Source organism: Bacillus clarus (assembly GCF_000746925.1).
Taxonomy (GTDB): Bacteria; Bacillota; Bacilli; order Bacillales; family Bacillaceae_G; genus Bacillus_A; species Bacillus_A clarus.
The window spans coordinates 1,117,118-1,129,074 of record NZ_JMQC01000008.1 but is presented as its reverse complement, the minus strand read 5'-3'; the positions used below and the strand labels follow the sequence as shown (position 1 = coordinate 1,129,074).

The following is an 11,957-nucleotide window of genomic DNA, read 5'->3' as shown; positions in this document are numbered from 1 at the left end:
AGACAGTAAAAACAAACCCGGGCAAGGCAAGACGAAAACGACGACGGTAATTTTATATATAGAACGATCAAAGAGCGTGCGGCCTACACACGTTCTTTTTTGCGTTTATTTAATCGGAAAGTGCGCGGCGAGTGTAACTCTTGCGTCATACATTATATAGGGGTATGGCGTTGTAGTAATAATTTGAGGTATATAACGAAATTTTAAAGAGATAAAACCTTGCGACTTCGGTTCCGGCTAACGCCTCCACTCGTCGCCTCTATCATTTATGTATTTTCGATTATGTACTTAATATATTATCGGCGAAGGAATTAGATAGTAGCAGACGGCTTTGGAGCGTAGCGGAAAAGGCGAATGCAGGGTCTTATTATTTAGCACTTTTATATACTTCTCTTTAAGGACGAGGGCTTAGAAATCGCGTCATATCAACGTTTGTGATGTCGGTTTAGCACTTTTTTTTTTCGAAAAGTGTTAACGATATGATGTAGCAACTAAACGGAGGGATGATTGAATGGAGAAAATAACGGTAATTGATTCGATTATGGGTAGTGGTAAAACGAGTTGGGCGATACAACATATCAACGAAAGCCTATCGTATAAGAAATTCATATATATTACGCCATATTTAGATGAGGTTGAGCGGATTAAAAAGTCGGTTACGAATCGTAGTTTTGTAGAACCTAACAATGCTAATGAAGAAGGACGTAAGTTACGTAGCTTAAAAGAGTTAATCGTAAGCGGAAATGATATCGTAGCGACTCATTCTCTTTTTCAGATGGCAGACGATGAACTCATCGAACTGTTGACGGACGCCGGGTATACGTTAATTCTAGACGAGGTAATGGACGTAATCGAAAAAGCTGGTATTAACAGTCATGATATAAAAGCGTTACTTGATCTCGAATATGTGGAAGTCGTCGACAATAAAGTACGTTGGGTCTATAGCGAGTATATTAGCGGCCGTTTCTACGACATTAAACTCTTAGCAAACGCAGGTAATTTGTTTTATCATCGTGGAAAGTTTCTAATATGGTCGTTTCCTCCGCAAGTGTTTAAAACATTCGATGAGGTATTTGTAATGACGTACTTATTTAAGGGGCAGATACAACGATACTACTACGATTTACATAAGATGGAATGCGAATATAAAGCAGTTAAACATAACGGTACGGATTACGAATTAATAGAATACAATCGCGAAGATGAAGGGCGTCAAGAAATCTTTGAATTAATCGATTTATATGAAGGTAAACTCAACGATTTTGCTAATAGAAAGAACGCTTTGAGTGCTACATGGTTAAGGAGCGCAAACGATGATTTACTAGAAAGTATTCAGAAGAATATCTATAACTATTTTCGTAATGTTACGAAGGCGAAAGCTAAGGAAATTTTATGGACAACTATTAAGGATAGCAAAGTAGATTTAAGCGGAAAAGGGTATACGAAAGGTTTTATTCCATGCAATATGCGGGCTACAAACGAGTATGCTAGTCGAAGTGCATTAGCGTATGTATTTAATCGATTTCTTAATCCAATAGAACGTTCATTCTTTGAGGATCATGGCGTTAGGGTGGACGAGGAAATGCTTGCAGTCTCCGATTTATTACAGTGGGTATGGCGTTCGAGAATACGAAATGGTGAGCCTATAAAATTGTACCTTCCATCTAGTCGAATGCGTCGATTATTGAAAGAGTGGGCTGAATACGATGTGTAAAACGACTGAAATAATTTACCGTGAACCAGGTGAGGGGGCGATTGATTTCGCGAAACAGTTCATGGGTGACTTAACGAGAGATGAGGCGCTCCCTATAGTTAGAAGGCTTTTAAAAGGGAGATTACATGGTGAAATGGACAAACGCGTTAAAAGGTGCGCATACTGCGGTTATTTTTACCGAGATAAGACTCGACCGAATAACAGTAAGACGTGTTGTAGTAAATGTAAAGTTGGCCTCGATACGCTAAGACGATCGATAATACGTGCTGATAAAGCGTTATTGAATCCGAAAAAGCCCAAGGCTGAAAAGTGTCACTTATGGTGGCTGGAATACCCGTTTTACGTACAAGAATATGAGATGTTAAAAAATACGTGGAAATATGAAGTGCCTTATTCTCCTGATAAATTAACGATAATACATGCAGCGAAACAACGCGATGAAATGATAGGCGGGAAACGCAAACCTAAACGTATTGTTCCTTATATCGGATGGGAAGAAGAGATAGATTAGCCACAGTGAAAAAGGTATAAGGGGAGGAATAAAAATCTATTTTTTAAGACTTCCAGTAATAAAAGAAGTTATAAGGAGGTATCACGATGACAAATGAAATGTTCCGAGCAATCCGTTTATATAAAAAGATGAGTCAAAACGAATTTGCTAGATTTATAGGAGTCTCGCTTGCGACAGTTGGACGGATTGAGACGGGCAGTTTAGAACTAACGCCGAACGTTAAGGCGAAACTTGCCGATAGATTCGAGTTTAATGATGAATTTTTTAGTTTCTTTGAAAAATATTCAAGAATTTCCTGACTATATCAAACCTTAAAATCACGTGATAGCAAGCATAGTAAAAGGTGGTGGAATTTTGGAAGAAGTAATGATTCATGTACACGAAGGAAACCACACACTTTATACAACTACAGGGAGAATTATTTCCGACGGTGTATTTGAAGTGGACGAGCCTACGGAAACAAATCCAAATGAGATAGAAGAGGAGAAGTGATCAGGTCATAGCTAAAAAGAAGAACAGTCAGCTTCGTTCTATGCGAGAAGTAAGAAAACAAAAGAAAGTTCATGAAGGAAGAGGTTGGACGGTAAAGTTGCTTGAGATTTTAAAAGAAAAGTAGTTAAAAGCCGACTAACTTAAATAACAATCATAAAACGATTATGAAGGAGAAGATTATGTGAGCAATAAACAAGAGAACAAAGACAACCAAACGAAGTTATGTACAAAATGCCAGACTACAAAACAATTAGAAGAATTTTACGGAGTAAAGCGGTCACACTGTATCGAATGTGAGCGGAAAGAAGCGCGTACACGAATGCGAGTTTATAACGATACAATGCGCGGAAAGGCATCACAAGCCTTACAAGCGTCACGAAAAGCTATAAAAAAGCTATATATAGAAGTATATAACGATTTAACGTTATATGACGTTTTATTTGCATTTGCGATGGCGGATGGTGAGTGTCAATATTGCGGAAACCCAACGGGAGACTATCAGCTTGAACATATCGTACCTCTATCTAAAGGCGGCGCAAATACACTTAGTAATATAACCGTGGCTTGTCCGGCATGTAATCGCTCTAAAAACAGTAAAAACGTACTATCCTGGCACGCAATGAACGATAAAATTTCGAGCGATAATATGTTGGCGGTCATTGAGCGAATGGCGCTTAGAAAGGGCGTTTCAATGTGTTAAATAACGGATGAATTACAAGATGATTTTAACTAAGGAGGAAATAAATAATGACTAATTACAAAGACATTTACATGTTAACGAGCGCGGATGTAGAAGGCGGATATAGATACGCAGGGAAAATCTATACACTTAGTGAGGCAAAAGCTGACGAATTAATCAAAGAGGGGCAAGCAAAACACCCGTACAATTCTTCGGAAAATCATTGGAGAGAGAAAGCTGAGAAGCTAGGTGAGGATTTTGATAAAGAGATAGAAGCAATCCGATCTAATGAACGATTGACGGATGAGGCACGGCAGGAAGACATTAAATCGCTTATCGAGAAATTTGATAAGGAATACAACTTAACGCAGTATCTATATACGAAATCTATTGATGAAGGACTCGAATCAGCAAAGAGAATCGAAGGAATTGCGCCATTAAAGGCAGTAAATCAATTTGATGCAGAGAAAGTTCGTCAAGAAGTCGGAGTAATGATGTCAGAATTAATTATGGCGAACGACTTTACGGAGGCTGTTTCTTATCTCGAAAGAAAGGTAGAGGTGTCAGATAGAGAGATTGCACGTGAGCTGCTTTCGCGGTTTGTTACGATTAAATCTCAACTAGATGAATTAAATCAAGGTGATTCAGTTGCAAGAGCGATGTCAAATACAAAAGTTAGAAGTTTGTATGAGGATTTAAAACGTACGGCAGCCGACGAGAAACAAGTAGAAGCAAGTTCTAAAATTGCTCTTTACTCGGCGCTAAGAGACCACCGCAATGACATCACATGGAAATGGCGACAAAAGAAAATCGCAATGGAAACGGCTAAAAAGAGATCCTTATAGATATTAAATACAGCTAGTTTACTAGGACGCTTTCTTACTTGAAGGCGTCTTTTTATTATAAAAAATCAAGCAGAAACCAGGAGGAATTAAGTTATGGGAATCGCACATTTAGAACAATTTCAACCGCCATTATTGAAGGTAACCGTAGAGGAGGTACTTCATAATACCCCGCCTACATTTGCAGATAAGGTACTTCCCAATGTTGATTCGTTTGATACGAATTTTGCCTTTGACGTGGTGAAACACAGTAAACATATTGCAGGTTTAATTGGCTATGGATCAGAGCCGCCGGTAATGGATAAAGATCAAGTGGCTTCAAAAATTGGAGAAGTCGTAAAGATAGGGATTAAGAATATTTACTCTGAGGAGGAACTATTGGCACTCAATACACCACGGAATCCGTCTGAAAGGGAGAGCGCCGTAGGAAAGATGGTAGCTAAAAACGTTGATATTATCGGCGCTTTGCAACTACGAATTGCTCTAATGAAGCTAGAAGCCATTATGAAAGGCGAACTTCGATACAACCAAAACGGAGTTAAACTAAACGTTGATTACGGTATTTCCGAGGAGAATCGTATCGTACTACCAAGCGGTAACGACTGGAGTAATCCGGAGCATGACATCATTGGAGATATCGAAGAATGGGCGTATAAATATCAGGACTTAAACGGTGAGTTCCCCGATTTAATGGTAATCCCACCGGAGGTTACAAAATTTATTCGTTTAAATAAAGGCATTAGAGCAGAAGTAGCACGTATGAAGGGCGGAACTTCTGGAATCCCGTTATATGCAAGTAACGAGAACATACAGAAGATATTCGAGGAGTTCGGATTACCAAAGATTGAATTTTTAAAACGTCGAAGTATTACAGCACGTAATCTTTATACGGGTGAAGATGAGCAAATCGAGTATGCGTTATCTAATCGTATTGTTTTCGTGAAAGAACGTGCCGGAGAAACTATCTTTGGACCGACTGTAGAAAACGGATTTGATCCAGGCTATCACTTAGAAATCTACGATAAACAAGAGCCAATTGAGAGTGTACAAAGAGGCGTAGTCGCTGCATTGCCCGTGATTACGAAACCATCTTTATTAATGTTCGCAGATGTTATTAGTAACGAAGCACCCGTGCAATAAGCGTGGGTGTTTTTTCTATATCAATAAAAATTTAAAGGAGAGATTATATGAGCACGGTACAAAATCTAAAAGAAATGGAAAGACTTTCGACTGCATTAATGAAGACAGCGGAGTCACCGGAGACGAAGTATCATATCGGCATGCTGTTACAACTTTTCGGGAAAGAAGCGGAAAACTTCGGGAAGTTAAACCAGGCATTAAGCGGTGAGTTAGTTGAATTAGAAGTGTTACGAGAATTCGTTAAGACGCAAGGACTGCAAGCGAACTTTGAATCTTACAAGAAATTCGGGAGTAGATAGTCATGTCTACAAATCGTGTAGAAGTACAGTTAATAGCGGACATAACTAACTTACAGCGTGGCATGCAACAAGCTACGCAAGCAGTACGAAATTTTCATCAGGCGGTAAGTCAGCCAATAAACATACCGGCACCACGTATGCCTACAATACCGCCGATACCAACACCACCTGCACCAGCGCCACCGAATATGTCAGCGTGGCAAAACACGTTTCAAAATGTAGGTAACGGAGTACAGAATATGGGGCGTAGAGTTCAATCGGTGGGGCAGAGTATGACAACGGTGTTTGCACCAGCCGCAGCTGCATCCGGATTTTTTCTAGGAAAAATGATAACTGCTGCGAGGGAGTTTGAAACCCAAACGAGAAGAGCAGCAGTTCTTACTGGAGGATCATATAACCAGGTAAAAAAGGATATTTTAGACATGGCTAAAACGTCTGTATACTCTACGAGTCAAGTAGCGGCGGCGTATGCCGAGTTAGGAGCGAAGGGTTTTGATGCAGCGAAATCAACCGCAGCATTACCTGGCGTATTATCAGCCGCAGCTGCATCGGGTGAGGATTTAGGTTTAGTTGCGGATACTGTAACTAGTGCGCTTAATGCTTTCGGGATGGAAGCAAGTCAGTCGGGGAAAGTAGCGGACATACTAGCGCAGGGTGCCAATCAGTCAGCTGCGAGTGTACTAGATATGAATTATGCACTAAAGTATGCCGCTGGTCCTGCAAATGCACTAGGCATTTCACTAGAAGAATTATCTGCAAGTATAGGGATCATGGTGGATGCGGGAAGTACCGGAGAAAGTGCCGGGACAGCGTTGAGAGCGTCAATGCTACGACTTGTTAAACCACCGAAAGAAGCAGCGAAAGCATTAGATAAACTCGGAGTAACTACGACTGACTCTAATGGGAAGATGAAGCCACTCGCACAACTAATGGAAGAGTTACAAAAAGGTATGAATGGATACACTGACGCACAAAAAGCATCTACAATGGCGTCTATTTTTGGTACGGAAGCAGTTTCCGCAATGTTAAATCTAATGAACGCCGGCCCAGAGAAAATCAGAAGCATGACCAAAGCACTTGAAAACTCTAGCGGAGCATCGAAAAAAGCAGCTGATGACATGCTAAAAGGTTGGGCTGGTGCGCTAAAGATGATGGAATCGGCAATTGATGCTAATTCTAAAACTTTTGTAGACGCACTTGGACCTGCTATAGAGGCGGTTGCCAATTCTATCACTGGACTAGTTAACTGGTTTGCTAGTTTATCAGGGACTATGCAAAGTGTAGTCGCAATTTCAGCGGTATCTGTAACTGCATTTTTAATAATCGCCACGGCAGTCGGTATGATGGCAAGCGCAATAGGTACTACGCTTATCCCTCTTGGTATGCTTATCGGGTGGCTCGGTAAAAGCGCCGCAGTGGCTAAACTAGCGAGCGTTGCAATGATTGGCTTGCGGGCAGCATTCGCATTTCTAACTGGCCCTATCGGTATAGTAATCATGGCTTTAACGGCGATGGGCGTAGCGTTAACTCAGCTATATCAACGTAACGAAGCTTTCCGTAACGGAGTCAATAGTGCATGGGACTCAATCAAATCGAAAGTGACCGAGTTATCTTCGGCGTTTATGAATTTCGCAGGCCCAGCTATCGACGCAGTGGTCGCAGGATTTAATCGTTTGAAGTCAGCTATTATGTCGGCTTTTTCCGGAGACTTTAGTCAACTAGGTGAGATATTTAAAACGATTGGGCCATCCATTGCGGGAGCGATTATCGGCGGGATTCCAGGAGTAATCATCTCGGTATCTCGTTACTTACCGGCAATCGCGGAACATCTCAGCGCTAACAAAGGCGTTATTTTAGATGCGATTACGAATGTCTTTAATTCTATAGCGGAATTCTTAACTGGTACGCTACCGCAATTAATCGCAGTTGGTTCGCAGATTATCATGTCTCTTGTTAATGGTTTGGTTCAAGCGGTACCGTCGATACTAGAGGCTATGGTCGGTGTGGTTAATACAGTCATGCAGTCGATTGCGACCAATCTACCTATCCTTATCGAAGCCGGTATGCAAATCTTGCAAGCGATAATCACTGGAATTACACAGGTTTTACCAACGATTATCGAGACGGGTTTACAACTTATCCTAACGTTAATTCAAGGGATTATGCAGATGATACCTACGTTAATTCCCGTAGCCATAACGATTATTGAGACAATTATCAACGGAATAATGTCGTTTTTACCGCAGTTAGTCGAGATGGGAATTAACTTGTTGACCTCGTTAATTACTGGGATCACACAGGCTATTCCGATGGTTGTACTAGCGATTATTACGGTGATTACAACGTTGATAGATGCGATTACAGCGAATTTACCTGCGATTATTCAGGCAGGGATTTCGATATTGACTACATTAATAGACGGTATTGTTAAGATGTTACCGCAGTTAATTGATTTAGCAGTCAATTTAATAACGAAAGTCGCCGATACGCTTTTACAAAACCTACCTGCAATTATCAATGCGGGGGTAAAGATACTAATGGCGCTAATAGACGGTATTGTTAAGATATTACCTCAATTAATTAACGCAGTATTAACGCTAATCGCTAAAATCGTGGAGACACTTATCGCTAACTTACCGAAAATCATCGAGGCTGGGGTAAATATTTTAATGGCGTTAATTGCCGGTATTGTTAAGGTAATTCCACAGTTAATAGTAGCGGCAGTTCAATTAATCGTAACTCTCGTTGGCGAGTTAATTAAGAATCTACCGAAGCTACTAGAGGCTGGGGTAAAGTTAATTGAAGCGCTAATCAAAGGTATTCTATCGCTTTTAGGATCGTTAGGAAGTGCCGCACTAGAAATAGGCGGAAAGATAATAGATACGCTTAAAGAAGTTGATCTATGGGATATTGGTGTAAATATCATCAAAGGCCTGGTTAACGGCATTGGCTCGATGTTCAGTTCGGTATGGAGCAAGATGACAGAACTTGGAAACGGAATTAAGGACAAATTAACTGGCTTGTTTTCGATTCATTCACCTTCACGTTGGATGCGCGATATGATCGGCGTCAACATGATGCAAGGCTGGATTAACGGTGTTGACGGAATGAAAAGTTCGGTGCAACGCACGACGCAACAGATGGCGGACTGGATGAGACCGGAAATGTTAGCAGTGGATACCGGTACATCAATTCCGAGAGGAGTAAGCGGATTAGGTGCGTATCAATCGGCTAAATCTACGCCAAGTATGAATAAATCGAGTCAGTACGACAATCAGCCGTCTAGAGATAAGCAACCAGCGAACATTAGCATACAACTCGGTAAGCAAGAGTTTGCGAGATTTGTTGACGATATTAGTGGCGAACAAGAAGCGGTTAAAAGACGTAGAGAAGTATTTAAAGGAGGGCGGTAGATTGCTAGTTTTTAACGGAATAAATCTAGAGGAATATAGTTAGTAACTATGAAGGCGTGTCTTTCCATTACGGAAGGGCACGCTTATTTTTATTTTATAGAAGAAAAGGAGCGAGAATATGAAAGCAGAAACAAAAGTAAAACGATTAATTCGGAATACATGCGCTTGCTACACTCCGAAAGAAGGTAACTGTATATACCAGGCGAAATGTCCGTTCTTACATTCGATGTACTACCGCGATAGAGAAGTAAAATTCGAAAGCAAGCGTTGTGACTACTTCGAAACCCATGTATTGCCGGCAGATAAAGAATTATATGCGTTGTATTTTAACGAAGGTCAGGGCGGTAAAGTGTGCGAGGTGTGCAGCGGGCATTTTGTCGCTAAAGGCAATCGTGCTAAATACTGTGATGCGTGTCGGAATGAGGTTCGGAAGAGACAGTCGAGGGAGCGTACGAGAAAACACAGGCAGAAAATAGGGTAGACTGTAATGATTTAGAACGTTTAGAATACGTTTTAAACCCGTATTTCACTGAAAATACTCTCGTTAAAATGAACGGTATATATTCAGTCGATTAATTATATTATAACGTGATAAAACGTAACCTATTGTGTTACTAATCGAATGGAGAAAACGATAAGGCGGCGAGTCTTTCCACTAACGGAGGGATTTGTCGTCCTTTTTTTGTGCCTATTTTTACGCCGAGAAACGCACTATAAGACGATTAGAAATAGTTTTACGGGTAATAGGTTGGTTAATCGAGAAATAATTCATTAGTAACTATATGTTTTATATAAATAGGAAGAAACGTGTAATTTGTCGATAAGACATAGGTTGACTGAGTAATGGACAGGTCGTATACTATGCTTAATGGAGTAGAGAAAGGTTACCGATAAACTTCATAATGGTAAGCCGATAAACTACCGAAAGAATCGAAAAGATATAACGATCAAAAACGTTAATATGCCAACGCCCTATACGGTATCCATGTCAAAAGCAAAACCTACGAATTCCGAGTTCATCGCAATGGTTGCGGATAAGCTAAGACTTGAACATAAGGCTAGCTAATTCAATCATACCAAGGATTTGAATGCTCATCTTGTAATTGGTAACAGCCAATAAACATGATTTCAATCCAATAAATATTTGGATACATACCCAATGAATTATTTTATTCATTGGGTTTTTTGTGTTTGTGAAAAGGAGTGATTTCATGAAGCTATCGGAAACGGAATGGTATTTAAATGATTTCTTAATTTATTGTCAAAGCAAAAATCTATCACCAAAAACAATCTCATCTTACGAACAAACATTAAAACTGTTCCTATTATGGTTAAAAAATGAACAAGACCTTGAAGAAGTCAATCATGTAAAAGCGGGACATATACATCAATACATTGCTTATGTTCAAGAGCGTGGAAAATATACGGTGGTAAGTCGTGAAGATTCAATTCATAGTAACCATCCACAGAACCGAATGGACTACAAAAAAACGTAAGTAACGTAACCATTAACAATTACATTCGAAATATTAAGGTGTTCTTCAATTGGTTATATGAAGAAGGTGAGATAAGGAAAAATCCTGTAGATGGTATATCGACAATCAAAACGGAACGCAAACAAAAAAAGGCGGTAACAAAACAAGAGTTTCAAAAGCTGTTAGATGTGTTTGATTATACAAAATTTCACGGTTATAGAAATAAAGTCATTGTTTTGCTACTACAAGACACAGGATGCCGAATAGGAGAAACTTTAGCAATTAAAGTCGATGACATAGACTTTAAACATCGTATGATTTTGTTGAAACACACCAAAGCAAGACAGGAGCGATATGTATATTTTTCACAGACATTAGCACGTGAATTAAAACATTATTTGCAATTTAAAGACAGATGCACGGAAACCGAGTTATTATTCCCCACAACGAAAGGAACTGAGTTGACGATACATTCTCCTTTGATAAACAATTAAGACAAGTCAGTGACAAAGCTGGGGTGTCTGTGCATCCTCATCAGTTGAGAAACAACTTCGCACGAGCGTATTTGATGAATGGCGGTGATATTTACACGTTATCACGAATTTTGGGACATTCATCAGTACAAGTTACGGAACAAGCATATATGGATTTAACACGAGAAGAAATTGCGAGGAAATATCACGAACATTCGCCATTAGCGAAATGGAAAATTAGATAGCAAAATAAAAAACGAGCGGATTATAGGACGGCAATCCTACCACTCGTTCCCTACGATACATTAATCCCAGGTCAAGGGACCAACGTGCTTATATTTTAGCATGATTGTCCTGGGAATCAAAAGGAGAATAGGACATGTTATTAAATGGCAAGCCAGAAGAGTTAACACGTTATTCAAAATTGAAATATGATGCAAAATTATTCATTCAAAAGGCGCACGAACTGTGGGAATATAGCGACCTACAAATTAGATGTGTGTATTTAATATCCGACCTAGCAAAGAAAGGTCGTGGGGTGTTCAGCATCGCATATAGCACATTTCAAAAGATGTTTGCACAACAATTTGATATGAAAATATCATTATCAACTGTTAGACGTTTCTTCGCTTTAATGGAGAAAATCGGCCTATTATCAATCAATGAAGCGAAACGTAAAAATGAACAACAATCTGCTAATGTGTATATCGTGGAGCAACAATGCGATGAACCATAACAAGAACACCCACAAGAGCATCCATCTGAACATCAAAATACTTCTTTTCAAGAAGTAGACGATAAACAAAAAACTTTAAATAATACTAATGTTAACAATGATGTAATACATGACGAATATGTATTTGCACGTGAAAATGGGATTAGTAAGAAGTTGTTCTTCAAGGTGGTTGATGAAGTTAAA

General features: G+C 39.7%; 10 protein-coding genes and 2 pseudogenes. All 12 read left to right on the top strand.

Going from position 1 to position 11,957, the window contains the following annotated elements; translation table 11 throughout:
• The first annotated feature begins 511 nt into the window (after positions 1-511).
• The 12 genes and pseudogenes from DJ93_RS06505 to DJ93_RS33665 all read left to right on the top strand — a co-directional run bounded on the left by DJ93_RS06505 (position 512) and on the right by DJ93_RS33665 (position 11,774).
• Positions 512-1,714 (top strand): hypothetical protein, encoded by a 1,203-nt coding sequence (locus DJ93_RS06505; protein WP_042979774.1) that lies wholly within the window; start codon positions 512-514, stop codon positions 1,712-1,714.
• Complete coding sequence (locus DJ93_RS06500) at positions 1,707-2,225, top strand: hypothetical protein (protein ID WP_042979773.1); 519 nt, start codon at positions 1,707-1,709, stop codon at positions 2,223-2,225. Before DJ93_RS06505 ends, DJ93_RS06500 begins: the two co-directional genes overlap by 8 nt.
• 86 nt (positions 2,226-2,311) lie before the next feature.
• Positions 2,312-2,524: a helix-turn-helix domain-containing protein gene (locus DJ93_RS06495; protein WP_042979772.1), complete on the top strand. Its 213-nt coding sequence runs from the start codon at positions 2,312-2,314 to the stop codon at positions 2,522-2,524.
• A 55-nt stretch (positions 2,525-2,579) separates the two neighbouring features.
• Positions 2,580-2,717 carry a hypothetical protein gene (locus tag DJ93_RS32800; protein WP_161785247.1) on the top strand — a complete coding sequence of 46 codons (138 nt, stop codon included), beginning with the start codon at positions 2,580-2,582 and terminating at the stop codon, positions 2,715-2,717.
• Between the two features lie 181 nt (positions 2,718-2,898).
• Positions 2,899-3,417, top strand: coding sequence for an HNH endonuclease (locus tag DJ93_RS06490; RefSeq protein WP_042979771.1), 519 nt, complete (start codon positions 2,899-2,901; stop codon positions 3,415-3,417).
• A 47-nt stretch (positions 3,418-3,464) separates the two neighbouring features.
• On the top strand, positions 3,465-4,241 hold the full coding sequence (locus DJ93_RS06485) for a hypothetical protein (RefSeq protein ID WP_042979770.1): 777 nt from the start codon (positions 3,465-3,467) through the stop codon (positions 4,239-4,241).
• 93 nt (positions 4,242-4,334) lie between these two features.
• A complete protein-coding gene (locus tag DJ93_RS06480) occupies positions 4,335-5,378 on the top strand; it encodes a major capsid protein (RefSeq protein ID WP_042979769.1) in 1,044 nt (347 codons plus the stop codon).
• A gap of 47 nt (positions 5,379-5,425) precedes the next feature.
• The gene (locus DJ93_RS06475; protein WP_042979768.1) at positions 5,426-5,677 is read left to right on the top strand and encodes a hypothetical protein; all 252 of its coding nucleotides are present in this window, start codon (positions 5,426-5,428) and stop codon (positions 5,675-5,677) included.
• Between the two features lie 2 nt (positions 5,678-5,679).
• Positions 5,680-9,090: a phage tail tape measure protein gene (locus DJ93_RS06470; protein WP_042979767.1), complete on the top strand. Its 3,411-nt coding sequence runs from the start codon at positions 5,680-5,682 to the stop codon at positions 9,088-9,090.
• Positions 9,091-10,063: 973 nt separating this feature from the next.
• A pseudogene (locus DJ93_RS32105) lies at positions 10,064-10,156 on the top strand (sporulation transcription factor Spo0A); the annotation flags it as partial.
• A 145-nt stretch (positions 10,157-10,301) separates the two neighbouring features.
• A pseudogene (locus tag DJ93_RS06460) lies at positions 10,302-11,283 on the top strand (tyrosine-type recombinase/integrase).
• A gap of 134 nt (positions 11,284-11,417) precedes the next feature.
• Positions 11,418-11,774 (top strand): hypothetical protein, encoded by a 357-nt coding sequence (locus tag DJ93_RS33665; protein ID WP_241484274.1) that lies wholly within the window; start codon positions 11,418-11,420, stop codon positions 11,772-11,774.
• Positions 11,775-11,957: the final 183 nt, after the last annotated feature.

Bases quoted from the DNA above. Each gene is read 5' to 3' on its own strand.
- DJ93_RS06505 (WP_042979774.1), top strand. From the start codon at position 512: ATGGAGAAAATAACGGTAATTGATTCGATTATGGGTAGTGGTAAAACG.
- DJ93_RS06500 (WP_042979773.1), top strand. From the start codon at position 1,707: ATGTGTAAAACGACTGAAATAATTTACCGTGAACCAGGTGAGGGGGCG.
- DJ93_RS06495 (WP_042979772.1), top strand. From the start codon at position 2,312: ATGACAAATGAAATGTTCCGAGCAATCCGTTTATATAAAAAGATGAGT.
- DJ93_RS06485 (WP_042979770.1), top strand. From the start codon at position 3,465: ATGACTAATTACAAAGACATTTACATGTTAACGAGCGCGGATGTAGAA.
- DJ93_RS06480 (WP_042979769.1), top strand. From the start codon at position 4,335: ATGGGAATCGCACATTTAGAACAATTTCAACCGCCATTATTGAAGGTA.
- DJ93_RS06475 (WP_042979768.1), top strand. From the start codon at position 5,426: ATGAGCACGGTACAAAATCTAAAAGAAATGGAAAGACTTTCGACTGCA.
- DJ93_RS06470 (WP_042979767.1), top strand. From the start codon at position 5,680: ATGTCTACAAATCGTGTAGAAGTACAGTTAATAGCGGACATAACTAAC.
- DJ93_RS33665 (WP_241484274.1), top strand. From the start codon at position 11,418: ATGTTATTAAATGGCAAGCCAGAAGAGTTAACACGTTATTCAAAATTG.